The sequence below is a fragment of the Oceaniglobus ichthyenteri genome, assembly GCF_003057885.1.
Taxonomy (GTDB): domain Bacteria; phylum Pseudomonadota; class Alphaproteobacteria; order Rhodobacterales; family Rhodobacteraceae; genus Oceaniglobus; species Oceaniglobus ichthyenteri.
Genome location: NZ_QAGK01000008.1, coordinates 153,055 through 174,045, shown reverse-complemented (window position 1 = coordinate 174,045; position 20,991 = coordinate 153,055). Strand labels below are relative to the sequence as shown.

Here is a 20,991-nt window from a genome sequence, read left to right as displayed (position 1 = left end):
GTCTCGATCAATCCTCATTCATTCGGAACCACGTTGCCGGGTCCACGGGGCCCTGCCCGTCTCTGAGTTCCATATAAAGCGTCTCTTGTCGGCCTTGACCATCCTCATTCCCGGTGCCGGTGCCAAACCCGGCCAATTCGGGCCGGGTATTGCCGCCCATCAGGCCCACAGGCGTTTCTGCCGGAATAACCTGTCCGGTTTCACCATAAACCTGTTTCATCCCGGCGAGAACCAACAGATAGCCCGCCTCGGGCTCAAGGATCATCACATTTCCGTAGTCCAGCAGCGGCCCACGATAGCGGATTGTCGCAGGCCACGGCGTGGTCACCAATGCGCCCGGCGCGGTGGCGATCAAAATGCCGGGGCGGCGCACCCCGGCGGCATCCCCCTGGTCGAATCCGGCAATCACCCGTCCGCGCACCGGCAATGTCAGATCACCCTTGGCGGCGGCAAATCCGGGCAACGATTGGGCCACCGGATCATCGGGCAGCACCGTCAAACCGGTGGCGAACCCTTCCAGGGTTTCGGCGCTTTCGATCAGGCGCTGCATCTGATCGTTGTCTTCGGTCATGCGCCGGGGCAAATCGGTACGGTCCGACATGGCGGCGGCCAGGGCGGTGCGCGCCTGTTGGGCGCCGCTCAGACCCTCCTCCAACGTGTCTTCGGCGCCGGCCTGTAACGCGCGCAGGGTGGCGATTTCGCCCAGATCGGCGCGCAGATCGGTGACTTTGGCCAACAGCGCCGGGGTGACATCCGATAATATCATCCCCGACCGCGCCGTGCCAATCGCCCCCGAGGGGTGCAGCAAAAGCAACGCTTCAGGGCTGGTTTGCATGGTTTGCAGCGCCGCCAGAAGCCCGCCCAGTTGCGCAGATTGCGCGTCAAACTGGGCGCGGATTTTCGCCTCGCGCTGTACTGCCTGGCGCACGCCTTCGCGCAAGGCGGCCAACCCGTTTTCATAGGCGCGAATCGTGCGGGTCAGCGCCGAAATCCGATCCCGTGCGCCTTCGGCATCGGCCAATTCGCGCGCGGCAATATCAAGCTGTGACGCGGCACGCCGGGCGATTGTTACCGGATCGGCCTGGGCGGCCACATGGCCAGGCCAGGCCAGAATCAGGATAAACGCCCAGCGAATCATCGTGTGATCAGACTTTCGCCGGTCATTTCCGGTGGCTGCTCCAACCCCATCAGATCCAGCAATGTGGGCGCCACATCCGCCAGACGCCCATCGCGCACCGCCGCCCCCTGTGGCCCACCAAACAGGATCAGCGGCACCAGATTGGTTGTGTGGCTGGTATGGGGGCCGCCGGTTTCCGGATCGACCATGGTTTCACAATTGCCATGGTCGGCAATGATGACCATCGCGCCGCCGGCTTTTTCCAACGCGGCCACAACCCGGCTCAGCCCCGCGTCAACCGCCGCACAGGCCGCCATCGCCGCCTGCAAATCGCCGGTGTGGCCCACCATGTCGGGATTGGCGAAATTGGTGACGATCAGATCGTACCCATGTTCGATCGCCTCGACAAACCGATCCGTCACTTCGACCGAGGACATTTCCGGCTGCATGTCATAGGTCGCCACCTTGGGCGATTTCGGCATGGCGCGGTCTTCGTTTTCTTGCGGGGCTTCACGCCCGCCATTCAGAAAAAACGTCACATGGGGGTATTTTTCGGTTTCGGCCAGGCGAAACTGGCTGCGCCCCTGCTTTGCCACCCATTCGCCCAATGTATTGTTCAGCACCTGTTTGGGAAACACCGTGCCCCAAAACGGGTTATGGGCGGCGGAATAATCGACCATGCCCAGACGCGCCGCCAATTTCGGGCGCGCCCCCCGTTCAAATCCGTCGAACTCATCAAATCCGATGGCGGCGAGGATTTCGCGCGCCCGATCTGCCCGAAAGTTCAGGCAGAACATCCCGTCACCGTCTTTCATGCCCGCATAATCTCCGATCACCGTGGCGGGAATGAATTCATCGGTCTTGCCTGCATCATAGGCGGCGGTGATGGCGGCCTGCGCGTTATCGGCGCGGGCCTGGCCGATGCCGTTTACCATTGCGCCATAGGCTTGCGATACACGGTCCCACCGGTTGTCACGGTCCATGGCAAAATAGCGCCCCGTCACGGTGGCGATACGCGCGGTATCCGGCAATTCAGCCATGAGCGTGTTTAAAAAGCCCTGGGCCGATTGCGGGGCAACATCACGCCCATCGGTCATGAGGTGCAAGGCAACAGGCACACCCGCCTGGGTGACGATACGCGCCGCGGCAATAATATGGGACAAATGACCATGCACGCCGCCATCCGACACCACGCCCATCAAATGCGCCGTCCCGCCAGTGGATTTCAGCGTGTCGATAAAGGCGCGAAACTCATCCCTCGCGGCAAAACTGCCATCTTCGATCGCAAGGTCAATCATGCCCAGATCCATCGCCACCACCCGGCCAGCCCCGATGTTGGTATGGCCCACCTCGGAATTGCCCATCTGCCCGGTGGGCAGGCCCACATCGGGGCCATGGGTGATCAGCGTGGCATGGGGACAAGTCGCCATCAGCCGATCAAACGTGGGGGTGTCGGCCAGAACCGGTGCGTTCGCAGTTGTGTCAGGGTTTATGCCCCAACCATCGAGAATGCACAGAACAACGGGTTTAGGGGGGGTCATGGGCGCGCCTCGCATGTGTTTTTTATTCGGTACAGGGATTTGCGCACAAATTGAACCATTGGCGCGAAGGATTCGGCCCCGGAATTGGATATTTTTAGCAAGAAAAAACAGAGAGGGTGGTTTCAGGCCCGGTGGTACGGCCCGTTCGACAGGATCGAGGCGGCGCGATAAAGCTGTTCTGCCAACATCACCCGCACCAACATATGTGGCCAGACCATTTGCCCAAACGACAGCGCGGCATCAGATGTGGCGCGCAAAGCCGGATCAATCCCATCGGCGCCACCAATGACAAAGGCCAGATCGCTGCGCCCCTGATCGCGCCAGGTGGTCAGTTGGTCGGCGAATTCGGGAGAAGAATAAGTGCGGCCCCGTTCATCCAGCACACAGATCAACGCGCCGTCAGGAATGGCACGCGACAATAGTGCCGCCTCACCCGCCATGCCGCCGCCTTTCTTGTCCTCAACCTCGCGCAGCTCCGCAGGGCCCAAGGACAGGGCGCGCCCGGATCGGTTGAACCGGGTCAGATAATCATCAAACAGGGTACGCTCGGGGCCGGTACGAAGCCGGCCCACGGCGCAAATATGCACGCGCATTTCAGATCAGGCCTGCGCCTCACCGGGGTTCAGCCACATCTTTTCGAGCTGATAGAATTCGCGCACTTCGGGGCGGAAGATATGAACGATCACATCGCCCGTATCGATCAGCACCCAATCACCGGCTTCTTTGCCTTCGACTTTGGCCAAGCGGTTATGGTTCTGTTTCAGATGATCGGTCAGGTTCTGCGCGATCGCGGAAACCTGGCGTGACGACCGGCCCGAACAGATGATCATGTAATCACCCATTTCCGATTTGCCACGCAGATCGATTTTCACGACATCTTCGGCCTTGTCATCTGTCAAAGATGTTTCGATTTCGGCCAAAAGCTGTTCGGAGGTTAGTTTTGATCCTGCGGCACTCATGCGCAGGGACGGGGCGGCCATGTCAGAGGCCGCTTCTTGAGACAGGGACAGGACATTGTCCTCCTTCGCAACACACCGATGAAAGCCCCGGCGCTGGGCATGCTAACAATATAGCACCGGGATGGGCGAATCTCAATGGAGCGGTTTGGATATTGTAGCGATGTCGCGCTTTCCCGCTGGACCCTGTGGTTTATCCATGGGGCCCGGGGCGCATGAAAGACCATCGCACACTTATCCGTCGGTGCGAATACGCGTGTTGCCCGGATCATGGGGGCTGTCCTCGGTCACTGTCGCTTTCCACAATTGTCGCTGCATCCGCACCGTCAGCTTGGTGCCGGGCGTTGCCAGATGGGGGCGCACATATCCCATACCGATGCTTTTGCCAAAGGCCACCGAATACCCCCCCGAGGTCAGCCGACCCACCCGATCAGCGCCGACATACAGGGCCTCGCGGCCCCACGGATCGGCGTCGTCAGGCCCGTCAATCAGCAGGGTCACACATTTGCTGCGCATGCCGGTGTCCAACATCGCGGCCTTGCCGTGAAATTCCTTGTTCAAATCCACGAACCGGTCCAACCCCGCCTCAAGCGGCGTGGCATCGCGGCCCAGTTCATTGCCAAACGCACGGTACGATTTTTCCTGCCGCAGCCAATTTTGCGCCCGCGCCCCGACCAGTTTCAAACCATGAGGTTCGCCCGCCGCGATCAGTTGATCAAACAGGTAATTCTGCATCTCGATCGGGTGATGCAATTCCCAACCCAATTCCCCGGTATAGGCCACACGAATGGCGTTGACCGGGCACATGCCCAGTTCAATCTGTTTCGCCGAAAGCCAGGGAAACGCCTTGTTCGACAGGGCAGTTTCGGGGTTTGGATCACGGATCAGCGCGCCCAGAACATCGCGCGCCTTTGGTCCGGCCAGGGCGAATACGCCCCGCGCGCCGGTGCAATCCTCCAACCACATCGGGCCAAATTCATCGGTTTTGTCGCTGACCGCCTTGGCCAGATAATCGGCGTCATAGGCCTGCCAGGCGCCCGCACTGACCAGATAGAACACATCTTCGGCCTGGCGCACGATGGTATATTCCGTGCGAGTCGTGCCATGGGGGGTTAGCGCATAGGTCAGATTGATGCGCCCGACGCGGGGCAGTTTGTTGGTGGTGAACCAATCCAGAAACGCCGCCGCCCCCGGCCCGCGCAATATGTGTTTGGCAAAGGCGGTCGCATCAATCAGGCCCACGCCGGTGCGGATCGCGCGCGCCTCGTCCACCGCGAATTGCCACCAGCCGCCGCGCCGGAATGAGCGCGACGCGTGATCATCAAACCCATGCGGGGCAAAGTAATTGGGCCGCTCCCATCCGTTTACCTGGCCAAACTGCGCCCCGCGCGCCGCCATGCGATCATAACAGGGCGCGGTTTTCAGGGGGCGCGCGGCGGGGCGTTCTTCATCCGGGTGATGCAGGATATAGACATGCTCATACGCCTCTTCGTTCTTCGTCATGGCATATTGCGTGGTCATCCAAGGGCCGTATCTTTTGGGATCGAGCGATGCCATGTCGATTTCGGCCTCGCCCTCAACCATCAGATCGGCCAGATATTTGCCCGCGCCCCCGGCGGCGGTGATGCCAAATGAAAACCCCTCGGCCAACCACATATTGCGCAGGCCAGGTGCCGGGCCAAGCAGGGGGTTGCCATCGGGGGTATAACAAATCGGGCCGTTGAAATCATCCTTTAGCCCGCAGGTTTCGCACGACGGGATCCGGTGGATCATCGCCATATACTGCGCCTCGATTCGCTCCAGATCCAGCTGAAACAGATCGGCGCGAAAGCTGTCGGGAACCCCATATTCAAACCGCGCGGGCGCACCGCGCTCATACACGCCCAAAATCCAACCGCCCCGCTCTTCGCGCACATAGGATTGTGCATCGGCATCGCGGATCACCGGGTGTTCGGGGTGGGATTTGCGAAATTCGACCAGGTCGGGATCTTGTTCCATCACGATGAATTGGTGTTCCACCGGGATCGCCGGAATTTTGATGCCCAAAAGCGCCGCCGTGCGCTGGGCGTGGTTGCCCGTGGCGGTGACCACATGTTCGGCGTGAATGACCATCTGCTCATCCGACGCCACCAGATTGCCGCCCTTTTCCACCATTTTGGTACAGGTCACATCCCAGTGATCGCCGGTCCAGACATAGCCATCCACCTGCCATTTCCGCTCGATGCTGACGCCGCGCTGGCGCGCGCCCTTGGCCATGGCCATGGTGACATCGGCGGGATTTATATAGCCGTCGGTGGGATGATACAGCGCCCCTTGCAAATCATCGGTGCGAATCAGCGGCCAGCGGTCTTTAATCTGGTTCGGGGTCATCCACTCAAACGGCACGCCACAGGTTTCGGCGGTGGAGGCATAGAGCGCAAATTCATCCATCCGCGCCTGTGTTTGGGCCATGCGCAGGTTGCCAACCACGGAAAACCCGGCGTTCAGGCCGGTTTCCTGCTCAAGCGTTTTATAAAACCTGATTGAATAATCGTGAATGTGGGTCGTGGCATAGGACATGTTGAAATAGGGCAAAAGCCCCGCCGCATGCCAGGTCGAGCCACTGGTCAGCTCATCACGCTCCAGCAGCATCACATCCTGCCACCCCGCACGCGCCAGATGATAGGCGATCGAGGTGCCAACAGCACCGCCCCCAACGACCAAAGCTTTGACATGGGTTTTCATCGGCCGGTTCCTTGCTGCTGTACCTGAGGCGTTGATACGCCACCGCGCGGCGGAATCGGCACCCAAAGGCCGACGCAGTGTCAGCCGAAACCGACGCAGCACACAAAAAACCGCGCCCCGAGGTGGGGCGCGGCGATTGTTGCAAACTGTTTCGGGTCAGGCTGCGGTTTGAAAATTGATGATCACATGATCACCAATATCTGGTTTCTTGTCCTCGGTCATGTTGGCCTTGGCAATTTCCATTCCAAACATCAGCGGGTTACCTGTTGCAGTCCACAGCGCGGCTTCGCGCAATGGCATTTGCAGCAGACATACATCCGGGTCTTCCCGACCTTCGTCAAACCATGCGGCCGAAACTACAGACCAAAGCTCATCCAACTTCGCCCTGTCGGCGCTTTGGCTGATCGGGCCTGACATGCAGGTCCATGCTTTGTGATCTTCGCCTGTCACCGTAAAGTGGGCGGTTGCCCCCATACCGACGGCGCGCACAAGATCGGTTTGTTTCGAGGTGATGAACCACAATGTCGCCGTGTCACGGTCGAAAAAGTGGGTCATCGGCTGCATATGCTGGCCGGATTCTGACACGCCCAGCATACCGGCGCGCACATCGTCCATCATTTCGAATAATGTGTCGCGCGCTTCGGCTTGGCTTAAATCAGACATGACTCAATGCTTGCTCAGAAAGTCATCGACAGCTTTGCTGGCTTCTTCTTTCGACTTGCCATAGCGTTCCTGGATTTTGCCTTCCAGTTTCTGGCGGTTGCCTTCGGCCTGATCCAGATCATCGTTGGTCAGCTCGCCCCATTCTTTTTGAACGTTGCCTTTGAACTGCTTCCAGTTGCCTTCGATTTGATCCCAATTCATGACGATCTCCTTTAAGTTGCTTGTTGAATAGACAACGTCAGGTCCGCCGAAATGGTTCCGCCAGATTTTCTTGATCTGCAGCGGCAGAGCATGTATTTTCGTGCAATCGTTTACACGAGGCTCAATCAGATGCGTCTTGCGCGCCTAATCGCCGATTTTCAATTATCGCAGACGCGGCTGGCCCGGTCGGTCATGCAAGGCACGGGCATTGCCACACAGGTCGCGTTGATGCGCCACACCGCCGCGTTGATGGATACCATCGAAGCGCACGATCCCGCCTCCCCCGCCGAACTGCGCAGCAAGGTCGAGTTTTTCTTTGAACGGGCCCAGCGCACCGGCGGGAAACGCGAACTGAATATCGCGCTCAGCCTGATCAATCGGTTTGAGGGACGTTGGTCATTGCGCGGCCCGTCCCAAAACCGCTCGGCCCGCCCATACGAAGTGTTGGAACGTCTGGCATATCGCGGCGCGGCGCATTCCGAAATGGCGCGCCTTGTCTCTGATATGCCCCAGCGCGCATCATTGATTGACCGCAGTTTTCGCCACATTTGCACAAGCCAGGGAAACGCCGCGTTTCACAATCGGCCATCCGCAGAATTTGACGGGCTGCATATGGGCGATCTGATCGGTGCGACGCGGTATCACAGCCGGGCCAAACCCGAAATGACCCGCACGTTGGACGGACGCCCGGTGGCATATTACTATCCGCTGGATGTGCCGGTTCTGGGCACGCGGGTGATGCAGTGTTTCATGCGCCGCTGGCGCAAATGCACAGACGAGATCGGCGGACTGGTGATCTGGATCAACGATGTCACCGACAAATTGACCAGCGCCCATAATTTTGCCGATATCTCCGCCGCCTGGCCAGATCACAGCATTGACGGCACAACCTGATCGGGTGGGCGGTGGCCATCGGCAAAGGTCTTGATGTTGATGATCACCTTTTCGCCCATTTCGATCCGGCCCTCCAACGTGGCGCTGCCCATGTGGGGCAACAGCACGACATTGGGCAGTTCGCGCAGGCGCGGATTTATATCATGGCCACGTTCGAACACATCCAGGCCCGCCCCGGCAATTTCACCGGCACGCAAGCCACGGGTCAGGGCGTTTTCGTCAATCACTTCGCCGCGCGAGGTGTTCACGATTACCGCGCTGGGTTTCATCAGCTTCAGTCGCCGCGCGTTCATCAGGTGGAATGTGCTGGGCGTATGGGGGCAGTTGACGCTGATGATGTCCATCCGGCTGACCATCTGATCAAGGCTTTCCCAATAGGTCGCCTCTAACGCCTGTTCCACCTCGGGGCGCAGACGTTTGCGGTTGTGATAATGCACCTGCATTCCAAATGCCGCCGCGCGTCGCGCCACGGCCTGCCCGATTCGGCCCATGCCCAGAATGCCCAAACGCCGCCCGCCCAATCGCGCACCCAGAAATGCGGTGGGCGCCCAGCCTTCCCAACTGCCCGATTGCATGGCGGCCAGACCTTCGGGAATGCGCCGCGCCACCGCCAGAATCAACGCCAGTGTCATATCTGCGGTATCATCGGTCACGGCACCGGGGGTGTTTGACACCAAAATCCCGCGCTGACGGGCCGTGGCCACATCCAACCGATCCACACCGGCACCATAATGCGCGATCAGTTTCAACCGATCCCCGGCATTGGCCAACAGGGCGGCATCAATTTCATCGGTGACGGTGGGCACCAGAACATCGGCCTGCTGCACCGCGGCGGTCAGCTCTTCTCGGGTCATCGGGCGATCATCGGTGCGCAGCTTTACATCAAACAGCTCACTCATCCGGGTTTCGACCACTTCGGGCAACCGTCGCGTTACGACAACACTTAGACGCTGACCTGGCATCCCTGCCCTCCCCAAACTATCAAATACCAATCACTTGGTGCAAAGTGACAAGGAACGGGGCGAGGCACAAGAGCGGCCATCAGACCCCGGCGCCGAAAATTCGGCAATTGGGCAGTGATCACAACGTGGCATGGGACAAATGACAGGTAAAAAATCAAACATGCGGGCGGTTTTGGCCGCCTTTCTGGTGTTGCTGATGGGGATCAGCACCGCACAGGCACAAGAACGCAGCGGGCCGGTGACGAATCTGCCGATACCGCGCTTTGTTTCGATGAAGGCAAACGAAGGCAACGTGCGGCGCGGCCCCTCTCTCAGTCATCGGATTGATTGGGTGTACAAGCGCAAGGATCTGCCGCTGCAAATCACCAACGAATATGGCCACTGGCGGCAAGTGCGCGATTATGATGGCGCGGGCGGTTGGGTACACTATTCGCTTTTGTCGGGCGTGCGCACGGTGCTTATTCAAATGGATCAGTTGAATTTGCGCACCCATCCCGACCCCGACGCCGGGGTTGCGGCAATCATCGAAAAGGGCGTTGTCGCCCGTTTGGATGAATGCAGCGTGGATTGGTGCCGCATTCGCAAGGACGGCCACCGGGGTTGGGTGCGCAAAAGCTCGTTATGGGGTGTCACGGCCGAAGAATTGCACCAATAAACCCAAACGGCCCGCCCATTTGACAGGGCGGGCCGTTTGTTTTTGGCGTGATTTCACCGCGGTCCAAGGCCGGTGTCAGTGTACGCTGACCGGTGCCATATCATTCTGCCGGGCGACGATAAACGCCAACCGGCGGTCACGCACCAAGGCCAGCCGTTCGCCTGATTCCGCGTGGACGGCGTAAATCTCATCCAGGCCCTCGGCCTGTTCGCGCACATCTTCGGGCAGATCCCGTACGGCAACGGGGCGCACATATACCGTATCAAAAACCGCGTTTTGCGGTGCTTCAGCTTCGTATTCCATTTCCATCTTGGTCACCCTCTCACAGTCAACCTCTGGTTATCTCGATCCTGCGCACCACCGTTTCCGGCACGTTGCGCAACAAATCCACATGCAACAGCCCGTTTTCAATCTTGGCTCCGTCAATTTCGACGCCATCCGCCAAGACAAAGGTGCGTTGAAATTGCCGCGCGGCAATGCCCCGGTGCAAAAACACCCTGTCATCGCACGCGTCATCCTGACGCCCCCGAATAACAAGCTGTCGGTCCTCAACAGTGATCGAAAGATCGGCCTCGGCAAATCCGGCAACGGCCAGGGTAATGCGATACCCCGTTGGCCCGGTTTGTTCGATGTTATAGGGCGGATACCCCCCCGCATCAGATTTTGCCGTGCGTTCCACCAAACGTTCCAATTGCTCAAACCCAAGTAGAAAGGGATGCGAGCCTAAAGCCATTTTCGTCATCGACACGTCCTTGTTTAAGCGACTGTGCTGTGTAAATGCGGCCCCGTTATGGCGACCGCTTGCAGTGATATGGGAAGATTGATTAAATTCTTCAAGGGTTTTGCAGTAACTGCCTTTGAAGGGCTTGGGCGAATCACCTTACCCTGTCAAAGGTTTGGAGCATAATAAAAAGAACGCCACAGATGACCGCATCCAATACACTTGACCACGAAGATATCCTGCGCATTCGCCTGTCTGTGCTGAAACGCGAACATCGCGATCTGGACGATGCCATTCACGCCCTGCAGGATCGCCCCGCGGCCGAACAATTCACCCTTCGACGTTTGAAAAAGCAAAAACTGGGTCTGAAAGACCAGATCGCCCAGATCGAAGACGAGATTTTCCCCGACATCATCGCATGAAAAAACCGCCCGGTCTTGCCACCGGGCGGTTTTTTATCCGGTTCGGGCGTGTCAGCCCAGAACGCGTGTCAGCGCCTGATCGATACCGTTGGTCAGATGATCAATGTCGTCGTTGGTGGCGATCAATGCGGGCGACAGGCACAGGGTGTTGTTTTTCCCGGGCAGTGATCGGTTGGTGGCGCCGATGATGATGCCTTGGCCCATGCAATCGCCGACAATCTTCATCACCAGTTTTTCATCCAGCGGTGTTTTTGCGACGCGGTCCGTCACCAATTCGGCACCACAAAACAACCCCTTGCCGCGCACATCGCCAATCACCGGGTGCTTTTCGGCCAAAGCGTGCAAATTGCCCATCAACCGTTCGCCCATGGCCAAGGTATTGTCCAACAATCCCTCTTCTTCGATGATCGCCATGTTTTCCAACGCCGCCGCCGGGCCGGCCGTGCAGCCGCCAAAGGTAGAGATGTCGCGGAAATATCCCAATGGATCGTCGGCATCGTCCTTGAACATCTCGAACACCGCCTCGGTGGTGACACAGCACGAAATCGCCGCGTATCCCGATGCCACGCCTTTGGCCATCGTCACGATATCGGGTTTGATGCCATAGTTCTGGTAACCAAACCATGTGCCCGTGCGCCCAAGCCCACAGACCACCTCATCAATGTGCAACAGGATATCGTATTTGGTACAGATTTCCTGAACCGTTTCCCAATATCCCGGCGGTGGGGTAATCACGCCGCCCCCTGCCGTCACTGGCTCAAGGCACAGCGCGCCCACAGTGTCGGGGCCTTCGCGCAGGATCACCTCTTCGATGGCGCGGGCGGCCCGCACACCGTAGGCTTCGCCCGACAGATCGTCCCAGCCCTGTTCATGGGCGCGATATTCCAGACAATGGGGCACAGGCACAAACGCCGGTGTGAACGGGCCATATTGCGCGTTGCGCTCTTCCTGACCACCGGCTGACAGACAGGCGATGGTGGTGCCGTGGTAATCGCGGTCGCGGTACAGGATCTTGTTCTTTTTGCCACCGTATTTTTTGTGGGCAATCTGGCGCACCATCTTGAACGCCTTTTCATTCGCCTCGGACCCCGAATTGGCGAAATACACGCGGCTCATCCCCGGCATCTTTTCGATCAGCCGCTTTGACCACTGCGCACCCGGAATCGACCCGGCAGAGCCCGCGAAATAGCACAGTTTCACCAACTGATCGCGCACCGCATCGGCGATCCGTTCACGGCCATAGCCGACATTCACGGTCCAGACACCGCCCGATACACCATCCAGGTGTTCTTTGCCCTTGATATCCCACACCTTCATGCCCCGCCCTTCGACGATGATCCGGGGATCGACCGTTTCAAACGGTTTGTGCTGAATCAGGTGGTGCCAGACATGGGCGCGGTCGGCCTCGATTATGCCCTCTGGGTTGTTCACTGCGAAAGGAATGTTCATTGGGTCAGCTCCGCCACTTTGAATGGGTGATCAAGGGCCGGTTTCAACCAGAAACCGCCACCGCCATCCTTGCCCCAATTTCTCCCCTGCGCAATAGGTCCAGTTTCGCCTGGCAGATATGGCCAATATCGCCGGATGAACATCCGCAACAGATTTGCAACGCGCGTGCGTCGTTTTTTTTGGCGCGGGGCGGGTTGCGCAAAACCGCCCATCGCCACATTATCCGACCTCTATAACGACAGAAAACGACCAAACAACAAGGCCCGCCATGAAAGGCAGGGTCACCACACTGGGAGACGACAAATGAAATCTACCTTCAAAACCCTGCTTGCGGGCACCGCCGTCGTTCTTGGCGCACAGGCGGCATTTGCCGCAGGCGATGGCGAAATAACCGTTGGATATTTTCTGGAATGGCCGATGCCGTTTCAATACGCCAAGGTGAACGGCACCTTTGACGAAGAAATGGGTGTCAAGGTCAACTGGGTGTCGTTTGACACCGGCACCGCGATGAGCGCGGGCATGGCATCGGGCGATGTGCAGATCGTCGTCAGCCAGGGCGTGCCGCCCTTCGTGGTTGCCGCCTCGGCGGGACAGGATCTTCAGGTGCTGGACGTCGCGGTTTCGTATTCCGACAACGACAATTGCGTGGTCCATGCCGATCTGGAAATCGACAAGAACAGCGCCGCAGAGTTGGCCGGTAAAAAGGTTGCCGTGCCATTGGGCACCGCCGCGCATTACGGTTTCTTGCGGCAGATGGATCATTTCGGTGTTGATCTGGCCAGCCTTCAGGTGGTCGATATGGCCCCCGCCGAAGGCGCCGCTGCCTTGTCGCAAGGCGCGGTCGACATGGCCTGTGGCTATGGCGGGGGTCTGCGGCGGATGAAAGAATCCGGTAACGTGCTGCTGACCGGGGCCGAAAAGGAAGAGCTGGGCATTCTGGTGTTCGATATCACCTCGGCGCCTGCGGCCTTTATCGCCGAAAACAGCGATCTGGTGGCGAAATTCCTGAAGGTCACGGCAGACGCAAATGCAGCGTGGAACAGCGGCGAAAACACCGATGAAATGCTGGAAGTGATCGCCAAGGATTCAGGCATGGAAATTGACGCCACCAAGGCATCGATGGCCACATTCGTGTTTCCCGGAATTGATGAGCAGCTGACCGCGAAATGGCTGGGCGGCGGCGCGCAGGAATTCATGAACGGCGTGGCCGACGTATTTGTCGAAGCCGGATCAATTCCGTCAAAGCGCGACAGCTATGAAGACGCGGTGAACACCGGCCCGCTTCAAACCGCCAACGGCATGTAGCCTGAATTGGCCCGCCCCCCCCGGGCGGGCCTTTTTCGCTGTGGCCATGGCGCCGCCTCCTCCCACGACAACTGAAAGATTTTTGATGTCGGGATTGAAAATAGACAAAATCTCTATGCGCTTTGATTTGCCCAACGGGTCATCGGTGCAAGCGTTGAAAGACGTCTCGCTGGATCTCAAACAGGGCGAACTTCTCAGCGTGCTTGGCCCGTCGGGCTGTGGCAAAACCACATTGTTAAACATCGTTGCCGGGTTTCTGGCCCCAACGTCGGGACAGATCATTCTGGGCAGTCAGGCGGTGCATGGCCCCGGGCCCGAACGCGGCATGGTGTTTCAGCAAGGCGCGCTGTTTGAATGGATGAGCGTGCGCGAAAATGTGGGTTTTGGCCCGTCGATGAAGGGAATGCCAAAGCCCGAAAAGGCCGAAATCGTCAATCATCTGCTGGATGTCGTCGGGCTTCAGGATTTCAAGGAAAAGGCAGTTTACGAACTGTCGGGGGGGATGCAACAGCGCGTCGCCCTGGCCCGCTGTCTGGCCAACGACCCCGAAGTGATCCTGATGGATGAACCCCTTGGCGCGCTTGATGCCCTGACCCGCGAAAAGATGCAGGGTCTGGTTTTGAAACTGTGGAAGGAAACCGGAAAAACCGTGATTCTGATCACCCATTCGGTAGAAGAGGCGCTGCTGCTGGGCGAACGTCTGGTTGTGATGGCCCCACGCCCCGGGCGCATTCACCGCGAATATCGGCTGCCATTTGCCGAAATGGGCGTGGCCGCCGATCTGCGCGAGGTGAAAAAACACCCCGAATTTGGCCAAAAGCGCGAGGAAATCCTCAGCATGATCTGGGAGATGGAAGAAGAAATCATGGGCCCGGCCCAAACCCCCGGCACCTGACCGCAGCGGAGCGAATATCATGGTTATTGCCCTTATTTACGTCGCGCTGTTTGTGGGCGCGTATTTTGCCGTGCATCTGGTGGGCCGTGTGCGCCACCATGCATCTGATTACACATCCCTGAAAACCGTCACATTCGGTGATGAAAGCGCCGTGCGCCCCAATCGCGCGGCCAGTGTCATATCGGTTTTGTCGATCTTTCTGATCTGGGGCGCCTTCACCGGATCAAACTGGGTGCCCGGGTTTCTGCACGCCCCCGGCCCGTTTATCGGCACCACCGAATTCACCTATACCGCGCGCACCCCGGACGGCGAAACCGACGACGCCACCGTAACCGTGAACGTTTACGAGGTGGATGGCGGCGACGATACCGTGCCGGTTGTCGATCCCGGCGATGGCTGGGCGAAAAACGATGCCGCCTCTATCGGCGCGTGGCGGTCCGGGCTGATCCGCGTTGATCGCAATGATGAGCGGGGCCGCGATGCTGACGCGATTGTCGTCGCGGTTGACGGCCAACCGATCGAGCCGGGCGGCGAAGTGTTTGTCAAAAATGCCCGTGTCGGCATGTCGCCCAAAGGCACCCTGAATTTCGTTCCCGCCAAGGGCTGGCAGATGGAGCCGATCTGGCTTCCTGCGCCCGAAGCGGTGATGGCGCGCCTGATCGAGATTTCCAGCGAGGGATACCAAAATTCAACCCTGCTGGAACATCTGGGCATGTCGCTGTTTCGGGTGATTCTGGGGTTTGTGTGCGGCGCTTTGGTGGGTATTCCGCTGGGTTACGCCATGGGCCTGTCAAACTGGTTTCGCGGCTGGTTTGACCCGATTGTCGAATTCATGCGCCCTGTGCCACCTTTGGCCCTGATCCCACTGGTGATCATCTGGGCCGGAATCGGGGAAACCGGCAAGATCATTCTGCTGTTTCTGGCCGCCCTGTGGATCATGACAATTGCCGCGCGATCCGGCGTATCGGGGGTGCGCATTTCCAAGGTGCATGCCGCCTATTCTCTGGGGGCCAGCAAATGGCAAATCCTGCGCCATGTGATCATTCCCAATTCCCTGCCCGATATCTTTACCGGGGCGCGGGTGGCGATGGGCGTGTGTTGGGGCACCGTTGTGGCGGCCGAACTGGTCGCCGCCGAACAGGGCGCGGGCATGATGATCATGGTGGCGTCAAAGTTTCAGCTGACGGATATCGTGCTGATGGGAATCATCCTGATCGGCGTCATTGGATACGGCATTGATATTCTGATGCGCGTGGCCGAAGATCGCCTGGTTCCCTGGAAAGGCAAAGGATAAACCATGATCGAAGAACCGCCATTGGTCACCATCAATCGCGCCACCCGTCGGCCCACCGCCGCACAAGTGGCCGCATTTCAGGGCGTACCAACCGGATTCGTCAACGATGCGATGTTTGGCCAAGGCGCGCTGTCGCGCACGATTCGGCCTTTGGGCGAGGGGCGCGATTTGCACTGTGTCGCGGCTGGCCCGGCCCTGACCGTTGACAATGGGCCGGGTGATTTGCTGGCGCTGCTTGCCGCGTTGCCGCAGATCCGCAAAGGCGATGTCGTGATGTCGACCTGCGATGGGTTTCAGGGCTGTGCATCGGCGGGGGACCGCGTGGCCGGCATGGTGCGAAACTGTGGCGCGGCCGGGTTTGTCACCGACGGCCCGATGCGCGATTATGACGGAATCGTCGGAATCGGCCTGCCCTGTTGGTGCACGGGCCTGACCCCCGCTTCGCCATTTTCCAAAGGTCCGGGGCGTGTCGGGCAACCGATCAACATGGCCGGGCAACGGGTGGAAACCGGCGATATGGTGATTGCCGACCGCGACGGTGTGGTGGTTGTGCCGTTCGCGCGGATAGATGAGGTGATCGCCGCCCTCGAACAGGTGAAAACTTCGGAATACACGATGGATGCCGAAGTTGAGAAAGGCCTGAAATGGCCCGAATCCATCGCCGCCCTTCTGGACAGTGACCAGGTAAAATATCTGGATTGATCAACGGGGGGCGCGAAATTACGTTTTCGCGCCCCCTTTTTGCGTGATTGTCCGGCCTGAGCGGCCTTTCGCCGAGGCCATAAAATCACTAAAACTGCAAGTCCCAAAGCGCAACATTGATCTGGCACAGACGGGCCTGCCGGTGGGATTTACACAGAACCCCATGTACAAAAGGCCTGTCCTTTTGGGCCAACGGGTGGGGGCGTTGTTTTTCCGCCACGCCCCCGGTGAACGGGCCCAAAACACGAAGAATCGCAGGACATTCCCCCGCGCCTTTGGCTAAACCATGCGAACCGGCGCGCCTTGCTCTTCTGCTCGGGGGTGGGGCGTGTCGGTCCAATTTGCGGGGCGACTGCCAGCCACGAAAAAGGGGCGCCAATCCGGGCGCCCCTTGGGTAGGTATCAGGAAAATTTACATCGCCAGATTTGGGATGATCTGTTTCTTGCGGCTCATCACGCCGGGCAATATCACCGTGTCGCCCGCACAAACGGTGGCAAATGATTTTTCCGCCACTTGTTTGACCACATCATTGGGCACCAGCAACGTCGCCTCTTCGTTCAGGATATCGACAACGAACAGCAAAACCTGATCAACGCCATCTTCAGCGGCGACAGTCGCCATGCTTTGCATCAGGCTGTCCTTGCGATCCAGCACCATTTTGGGCGATGTGGTTTCCAACACCGACACCCGAAATTTTGTGCCGCCGACGGCGTATTCCTTGCTGTCCATGCGCAGCAATTCGGCATCGGAGAACGCCGAAACATCAGATTTCGCGGCAAACATTTCGGCGGCATATTCGGCAATGTCGATGCCCAGTTCCCCGGCCAGCTTTTCTGCCAATGCCTTGTCATGGGCGGTTGTGGTGGGGCTGCGGAATTCCAGTGTGTCGGACAGAATGCACGACAACATCGCGCCTTTGATGGCATCGGGCATTTTCGCCGCGTCATCGCTCATCAGATCGTGCATCAGGGTGGCGGTACAGGCCAGTGGGCGAATCGTGATGTCGATCGGGCCTCGGGTTTCCAATCCGCCAACCAGTTTGTGGTGGTCGATGATCCCGGTGATATCGGCATCATTGATATTGGCGGGCAATTCAGCGGGGTTGTTGGTGTCAACGATCACCACTTTCGTGCCTTCGGTCAAATCCCCCAGCAGCGCGGGTTTGTCCAAATTCCAACGCTTCAGCATGAAATTCGCTTCGGTGTTGGGTTCGCCCAACAGGCGCGGTTCGGCGGCGGTGCCTTGCACCTCTGACATATACCAGGCCCAGATGATCGGCGAACCGGTGGAATCGGTGTCGGGCGATTTGTGGCCGAAAACAAGCGTTGTCATAAAAATCCCTCGGGGTTGCAATTTCGCGCCGCTTATAGGCGCGGTTTGGCACGATGTCACCTGCCGCATGTGCCGATCACTTATCCCCTGACAAACCCACGCACAGGTCGTATGACCCCCGGCATGACAACCCCGCGCGAAACCGATCTGTACCCTGCCGTCAAATCCTTCCTGCAAGGGCAGGGATACGAGGTGAAATCCGAGGTGGGCGCCTGCGATGTGATGGCGGTACGCGGCGATGAACCGCCGGTGATTGTCGAGTTGAAAACCGGGTTTACCCTGACGTTGCTGCATCAGGGGATTGACCGGCAATCCCTGTCGGACTGGGTTTATCTGGCGGTGCCGCGCGCCAAGGGCAAACAGGGAATGCGCCTTTTGAAAGGCAACATTGCCCTGTGCCGGCGGTTGGGTCTGGGGCTGATCACGGTGCGGCTGCGCGACGGGTTTCTTGAGGTGCACTGCGACCCCGGCCCCTATGTGCCGCGCCGTGCCAAACCGCGCCTCGGGCGATTGCTGCGCGAATTTGAACGCCGTGTCGGTGATCCCAACACCGGCGGCGCCACCCGGGTGGGTCTGGTTACCGCGTATCGCCAGGATGCGATTTTATGTGCGCAACATCTGGCCAGTGCCGGGCCTTGCAAGGGTGCGGTGGTGGCACAGGCAACGGGCGTGGCCCGGGCCACACGGATGATGGCCGCCGATCATTATGGCTGGTTTGAGCGGGTGGAAAAGGGCATCTATGCCCTGACGCCCAAAGGGCGTACCGCTGTCACAAGCAAACAAAAAGGGTAACCCATGGACACCGCGCGCCTGTCAACATTGCTTTCGCTGGACCCCGAAGACCGATATTGGCACACGGTGGATCGTGTGGCGCAGACCGGGGTATTGTGGGGGCTGCATGGCGATCAGGGGTGGTTCACACCCGTCGCCCCCGAGGGTTTCGATTTCATACCGCTTTGGCCGGACAAGGCTCTGGCGCAATTGGTTGCCGATCTGCTGTATCCCGGGAACAGCCCGAAGAAAATTCCATTGGATCAGTACCGCGCGGAATGGATTGACGAGTTGGAAGAATCCGGCGTGCGCATTGGTGTGTTTCCCGATGCCGAAGGCGCGTTTTGGGAAACCGGCCCACTGGAGCTGTTCGATGCCATCGAGGATACGGTGCAATCGCAAATCTAGGCGGCTTTTTTTGGCCCTTTGTCGCGGGATGATACGGCTTGGGCACGGCCGCGATCCTTGGCGGTATATAATGCCTCATCCGCGACTTTCATCAGGCGCAACACCTGTTCGCCATCTTCGGGAAACGTGGACACACCGGCCGATGCCGTGATTCGCGGCAGCCGCGTACCGCCATAATGAACCTCAATCTGGGTGACCTTTTCAAGAAAATCGGCAGCGCGCGCCATTGCTTCATCATGGCCAATCCCGGCGCACAACACGACGAACTCCTCGCCTCCGATGCGGCACGGTGAAAAATCATCCTGAAACGTGGTCGCCAACAACGCACCAAATTCACGCAGCACGATATCACCCGCGTCGTGACCATGGTGATCGTTGAACTTCTTGAAATGGTCCACATCAAGCGAGATCAACGACACCTCAGACCCCTTGTTGCGCGCGCGGTTCATTTCCTTATGGGACGCTTCAAGAAACCAGCGGCGGTTCCACAGGTTGGTCAACGGATCGCGCACCGATTGATCCATCAATTCATGGCGCAGCTGCACATTGGCGACCGCCAGACTGATCTGTTCGGCACACAGCAGACCAACCTCCCATCGTTGCTGCATGAAGGTTTCGATGAATTCACGCGGCATGATCGTGCGATCAAAGGCGGAAAAGCACAGGTGCAACAGGCCAATGGTTTCGCCATGGGCGATGATTGGCAGACAGAAATACGGATTATTGTCACCGTGCACGTGCCCACAGGCAAATTCGATCGCCTTAACCCCATAGGAATACGCCCGCCCCCGGCGCAACGCCCAGCAATCTTCGGCCCCGATATGACCACTGGGTTCGCCATCACCCCATTGCGCGGCCAATTCCAGAGTGTCGCGCGAATTGGAATAGATATAAAGCTGCCCTTCCGCCTCGGGCAGAAGGGTTTGCATGGATTTTTTCACCACCATCAGCAGTTCTTCCAGCGATTTGGCCGAATATAACCATTCACTGATCTGGCTCAGCAGGCGGCGCTCATGCTGGCGGTGGGCTTCTGCCTCTATCATTTCGCGCGCGCTTTCTTCCAGACGCTTGCGCTCGGAAATATCGCGGCTGACCGACATGTTGTAAATGTGGCGCCCCTCTGCACCGAACAGTGGAATGAGCTTTTTTTCGACCCAGAGCGTTTCACCGGATCTGCGGATATTCTCTATCTCTACCTGAAGGGGCCGCCGTTCACGCAATGCATCAATCACCTGTTGCGTCACATCGGCATCGGTCCCTTCGAAATTAAGCAGGTCTTCCGGTTTCAGCCCATCAAAATCGGCCAAGGCGAATCCATACATCTTTTCAAAGCCCGCATTGACCCAAACCACCCGTGCGTCCGGATCAGTGATCAATATTGCATCGGTGGTATGTTCCAGAACAAGTTCGGCAAACCCGGTCGAAACATTCCCTATGGTTTTTTTGCTCATCGGTCTTTCCGATAAATGTGGTGGTTGCGATAGGCACCTCCCGACCTTAGGTCGCACATATGAACAAATCATTGCCGGCCTGAAGAGAAGCCGTTTTTTGCGCCCAGACCCAACGGATTGACCGCTTGACACCCGCGCAGCGCACCCCTAAATCCCAAGTATTAGCACTCGCATGATGTGAGTGCTAAAATGTATAACCCTGAACCTGAGGAGCGTTCACAGATGGCATTCACTCCGCTGCATGACCGTGTATTGGTCCGCCGTGTCGAAGGCGAAGAAAAGACCAAGGGCGGTCTGATCATCCCCGACAACGCAAAAGAAAAGCCTGCCGAAGGCGAAGTCGTTTCCTGTGGCGCCGGTGCGCGCAAGGACAATGGCGAGCTGATCGAGATGGGCGTCAAGGCCGGCGACAAGGTGCTGTTCGGCAAATGGTCGGGCACCGAAGTCACGCTTGACGGCGAAGAGCTGTTGATCATGAAGGAATCCGACATTTTGGGCATCATCGCCTGATTTCGGTCGTCGATCCT

Annotated in this window: 23 protein-coding genes; 10 read left to right on the top strand and 13 right to left on the bottom strand. The window is 58.5% G+C overall.

Features of this window, described 5'->3' with window-relative positions:
* Positions 1-7 precede the first annotated feature (7 nt).
* The 7 genes from C8265_RS13460 to C8265_RS13430 form a co-directional block, all read right to left on the bottom strand.
* Positions 8-1,138, bottom strand: a complete 1,131-nt coding sequence (locus C8265_RS13460; protein WP_108484528.1) for a murein hydrolase activator EnvC family protein — start codon at positions 1,136-1,138, stop codon at positions 8-10.
* Entirely contained in the window at positions 1,135-2,658 is a 1,524-nt protein-coding gene (gene gpmI / locus C8265_RS13455; RefSeq protein WP_108484555.1) for a 2,3-bisphosphoglycerate-independent phosphoglycerate mutase, read from the bottom strand. The genes C8265_RS13460 and gpmI overlap by 4 nt, the downstream gene beginning before the upstream one ends.
* Before the next feature lie 122 nt (positions 2,659-2,780).
* The gene (gene rlmH / locus C8265_RS13450) at positions 2,781-3,251 is read right to left on the bottom strand and encodes a 23S rRNA (pseudouridine(1915)-N(3))-methyltransferase RlmH (RefSeq protein WP_108484527.1); all 471 of its coding nucleotides are present in this window, start codon (positions 3,249-3,251) and stop codon (positions 2,781-2,783) included.
* A 6-nt stretch (positions 3,252-3,257) separates the two neighbouring features.
* Entirely contained in the window at positions 3,258-3,638 is a 381-nt protein-coding gene (gene rsfS, locus C8265_RS13445; protein ID WP_206050340.1) for a ribosome silencing factor, read from the bottom strand.
* A 210-nt stretch (positions 3,639-3,848) separates the two neighbouring features.
* Positions 3,849-6,338 (bottom strand): GcvT family protein, encoded by a 2,490-nt coding sequence (locus tag C8265_RS13440; RefSeq protein ID WP_108484526.1) that lies wholly within the window; start codon positions 6,336-6,338, stop codon positions 3,849-3,851.
* Between the two features lie 156 nt (positions 6,339-6,494).
* Positions 6,495-7,001, bottom strand: coding sequence for a pyridoxamine 5'-phosphate oxidase family protein (locus tag C8265_RS13435; protein WP_108484525.1), 507 nt, complete (start codon positions 6,999-7,001; stop codon positions 6,495-6,497).
* A 3-nt stretch (positions 7,002-7,004) separates the two neighbouring features.
* The gene (locus C8265_RS13430) at positions 7,005-7,202 is read right to left on the bottom strand and encodes a CsbD family protein (RefSeq protein WP_108484524.1); all 198 of its coding nucleotides are present in this window, start codon (positions 7,200-7,202) and stop codon (positions 7,005-7,007) included.
* A gap of 129 nt (positions 7,203-7,331) precedes the next feature.
* Between C8265_RS13430 and C8265_RS13425 the strand changes: the two genes are divergently transcribed.
* Positions 7,332-8,096 carry a hypothetical protein gene (locus tag C8265_RS13425; protein WP_126623175.1) on the top strand — a complete coding sequence of 255 codons (765 nt, stop codon included), beginning with the start codon at positions 7,332-7,334 and terminating at the stop codon, positions 8,094-8,096.
* On the opposite strand, the gene C8265_RS13420 is transcribed toward C8265_RS13425, so the two are convergent.
* The gene (locus C8265_RS13420) at positions 8,072-9,058 is read right to left on the bottom strand and encodes a 2-hydroxyacid dehydrogenase (protein ID WP_108484522.1); all 987 of its coding nucleotides are present in this window, start codon (positions 9,056-9,058) and stop codon (positions 8,072-8,074) included. The genes C8265_RS13425 and C8265_RS13420 overlap by 25 nt on opposite strands.
* A 139-nt stretch (positions 9,059-9,197) precedes the next feature.
* Between C8265_RS13420 and C8265_RS13415 the strand changes: the two genes are divergently transcribed.
* The gene (locus C8265_RS13415) at positions 9,198-9,713 is read left to right on the top strand and encodes an SH3 domain-containing protein (protein ID WP_108484553.1); all 516 of its coding nucleotides are present in this window, start codon (positions 9,198-9,200) and stop codon (positions 9,711-9,713) included.
* A 75-nt stretch (positions 9,714-9,788) separates the two neighbouring features.
* Here C8265_RS13415 and C8265_RS13410 read toward each other — a convergent pair whose 3' ends face one another.
* Positions 9,789-10,016 (bottom strand): DUF1150 family protein, encoded by a 228-nt coding sequence (locus C8265_RS13410; protein WP_420818871.1) that lies wholly within the window; start codon positions 10,014-10,016, stop codon positions 9,789-9,791.
* A gap of 25 nt (positions 10,017-10,041) precedes the next feature.
* Complete coding sequence (locus tag C8265_RS13405; protein WP_108484520.1) at positions 10,042-10,455, bottom strand: Hsp20 family protein; 414 nt, start codon at positions 10,453-10,455, stop codon at positions 10,042-10,044.
* A 182-nt stretch (positions 10,456-10,637) separates the two neighbouring features.
* Here C8265_RS13405 and C8265_RS13400 point away from each other — a divergent pair, with 182 nt between their 5' ends.
* Entirely contained in the window at positions 10,638-10,856 is a 219-nt protein-coding gene (locus C8265_RS13400; RefSeq protein WP_108484519.1) for a YdcH family protein, read from the top strand.
* Between the two features lie 51 nt (positions 10,857-10,907).
* Here C8265_RS13400 and C8265_RS13395 read toward each other — a convergent pair whose 3' ends face one another.
* Positions 10,908-12,305 carry an aminotransferase family protein gene (locus C8265_RS13395; protein ID WP_108484518.1) on the bottom strand — a complete coding sequence of 466 codons (1,398 nt, stop codon included), beginning with the start codon at positions 12,303-12,305 and terminating at the stop codon, positions 10,908-10,910.
* A 303-nt stretch (positions 12,306-12,608) separates the two neighbouring features.
* On the opposite strand from C8265_RS13395, the gene C8265_RS13385 reads away from it, so the two are divergent.
* The 4 genes from C8265_RS13385 to C8265_RS13370 all read left to right on the top strand — a co-directional run bounded on the left by C8265_RS13385 (position 12,609) and on the right by C8265_RS13370 (position 16,501).
* A complete protein-coding gene (locus C8265_RS13385; RefSeq protein ID WP_108484516.1) occupies positions 12,609-13,610 on the top strand; it encodes a taurine ABC transporter substrate-binding protein in 1,002 nt (333 codons plus the stop codon).
* Between the two features lie 85 nt (positions 13,611-13,695).
* Positions 13,696-14,505 carry a taurine ABC transporter ATP-binding protein gene (locus C8265_RS13380; RefSeq protein WP_108484515.1) on the top strand — a complete coding sequence of 270 codons (810 nt, stop codon included), beginning with the start codon at positions 13,696-13,698 and terminating at the stop codon, positions 14,503-14,505.
* A gap of 19 nt (positions 14,506-14,524) precedes the next feature.
* Entirely contained in the window at positions 14,525-15,799 is a 1,275-nt protein-coding gene (locus C8265_RS13375; protein ID WP_108484514.1) for an ABC transporter permease, read from the top strand.
* 3 nt (positions 15,800-15,802) lie between these two features.
* Complete coding sequence (locus tag C8265_RS13370; RefSeq protein ID WP_108484513.1) at positions 15,803-16,501, top strand: RraA family protein; 699 nt, start codon at positions 15,803-15,805, stop codon at positions 16,499-16,501.
* 412 nt (positions 16,502-16,913) lie between these two features.
* On the opposite strand, the gene C8265_RS13360 is transcribed toward C8265_RS13370, so the two are convergent.
* Positions 16,914-17,834: a manganese-dependent inorganic pyrophosphatase gene (locus C8265_RS13360; protein ID WP_108484511.1), complete on the bottom strand. Its 921-nt coding sequence runs from the start codon at positions 17,832-17,834 to the stop codon at positions 16,914-16,916.
* 123 nt (positions 17,835-17,957) lie between these two features.
* On the opposite strand from C8265_RS13360, the gene C8265_RS13355 reads away from it, so the two are divergent.
* Entirely contained in the window at positions 17,958-18,626 is a 669-nt protein-coding gene (locus tag C8265_RS13355) for a DUF2161 domain-containing phosphodiesterase (protein WP_108484552.1), read from the top strand.
* Between the two features lie 3 nt (positions 18,627-18,629).
* Positions 18,630-19,013, top strand: coding sequence for a DUF2750 domain-containing protein (locus tag C8265_RS13350; protein ID WP_108484510.1), 384 nt, complete (start codon positions 18,630-18,632; stop codon positions 19,011-19,013).
* On the opposite strand, the gene C8265_RS13345 is transcribed toward C8265_RS13350, so the two are convergent.
* Positions 19,010-20,464, bottom strand: a complete 1,455-nt coding sequence (locus C8265_RS13345; RefSeq protein ID WP_164512331.1) for a bifunctional diguanylate cyclase/phosphodiesterase — start codon at positions 20,462-20,464, stop codon at positions 19,010-19,012. The genes C8265_RS13350 and C8265_RS13345 overlap by 4 nt on opposite strands.
* 222 nt (positions 20,465-20,686) lie before the next feature.
* Between C8265_RS13345 and C8265_RS13340 the strand changes: the two genes are divergently transcribed.
* Positions 20,687-20,974, top strand: a complete 288-nt coding sequence (locus C8265_RS13340; RefSeq protein WP_108484508.1) for a co-chaperone GroES — start codon at positions 20,687-20,689, stop codon at positions 20,972-20,974.
* The last annotated feature ends 17 nt before the right edge of the window (positions 20,975-20,991 follow it).

Coding starts and splice junctions, on each gene's coding strand:
- C8265_RS13460 (WP_108484528.1), bottom strand. CDS start 1,138: ATGATTCGCTGGGCGTTTATCCTGATTCTGGCCTGGCCTGGCCATGTG.
- gpmI (WP_108484555.1), bottom strand. CDS start 2,658: ATGACCCCCCCTAAACCCGTTGTTCTGTGCATTCTCGATGGTTGGGGC.
- rlmH (WP_108484527.1), bottom strand. CDS start 3,251: ATGCGCGTGCATATTTGCGCCGTGGGCCGGCTTCGTACCGGCCCCGAG.
- rsfS (WP_206050340.1), bottom strand. CDS start 3,638: ATGGCCGCCCCGTCCCTGCGCATGAGTGCCGCAGGATCAAAACTAACC.
- C8265_RS13440 (WP_108484526.1), bottom strand. CDS start 6,338: ATGAAAACCCATGTCAAAGCTTTGGTCGTTGGGGGCGGTGCTGTTGGC.
- C8265_RS13435 (WP_108484525.1), bottom strand. CDS start 7,001: ATGTCTGATTTAAGCCAAGCCGAAGCGCGCGACACATTATTCGAAATG.
- C8265_RS13430 (WP_108484524.1), bottom strand. CDS start 7,202: ATGAATTGGGATCAAATCGAAGGCAACTGGAAGCAGTTCAAAGGCAAC.
- C8265_RS13425 (WP_126623175.1), top strand. CDS start 7,332: ATGCGTCTTGCGCGCCTAATCGCCGATTTTCAATTATCGCAGACGCGG.
- C8265_RS13420 (WP_108484522.1), bottom strand. CDS start 9,058: ATGCCAGGTCAGCGTCTAAGTGTTGTCGTAACGCGACGGTTGCCCGAA.
- C8265_RS13415 (WP_108484553.1), top strand. CDS start 9,198: ATGACAGGTAAAAAATCAAACATGCGGGCGGTTTTGGCCGCCTTTCTG.
- C8265_RS13410 (WP_420818871.1), bottom strand. CDS start 10,016: ATGGAATACGAAGCTGAAGCACCGCAAAACGCGGTTTTTGATACGGTA.
- C8265_RS13405 (WP_108484520.1), bottom strand. CDS start 10,455: ATGACGAAAATGGCTTTAGGCTCGCATCCCTTTCTACTTGGGTTTGAG.
- C8265_RS13400 (WP_108484519.1), top strand. CDS start 10,638: ATGACCGCATCCAATACACTTGACCACGAAGATATCCTGCGCATTCGC.
- C8265_RS13395 (WP_108484518.1), bottom strand. CDS start 12,305: ATGAACATTCCTTTCGCAGTGAACAACCCAGAGGGCATAATCGAGGCC.
- C8265_RS13385 (WP_108484516.1), top strand. CDS start 12,609: ATGAAATCTACCTTCAAAACCCTGCTTGCGGGCACCGCCGTCGTTCTT.
- C8265_RS13380 (WP_108484515.1), top strand. CDS start 13,696: ATGTCGGGATTGAAAATAGACAAAATCTCTATGCGCTTTGATTTGCCC.
- C8265_RS13375 (WP_108484514.1), top strand. CDS start 14,525: ATGGTTATTGCCCTTATTTACGTCGCGCTGTTTGTGGGCGCGTATTTT.
- C8265_RS13370 (WP_108484513.1), top strand. CDS start 15,803: ATGATCGAAGAACCGCCATTGGTCACCATCAATCGCGCCACCCGTCGG.
- C8265_RS13360 (WP_108484511.1), bottom strand. CDS start 17,834: ATGACAACGCTTGTTTTCGGCCACAAATCGCCCGACACCGATTCCACC.
- C8265_RS13355 (WP_108484552.1), top strand. CDS start 17,958: ATGACAACCCCGCGCGAAACCGATCTGTACCCTGCCGTCAAATCCTTC.
- C8265_RS13350 (WP_108484510.1), top strand. CDS start 18,630: ATGGACACCGCGCGCCTGTCAACATTGCTTTCGCTGGACCCCGAAGAC.
- C8265_RS13345 (WP_164512331.1), bottom strand. CDS start 20,464: ATGAGCAAAAAAACCATAGGGAATGTTTCGACCGGGTTTGCCGAACTT.
- C8265_RS13340 (WP_108484508.1), top strand. CDS start 20,687: ATGGCATTCACTCCGCTGCATGACCGTGTATTGGTCCGCCGTGTCGAA.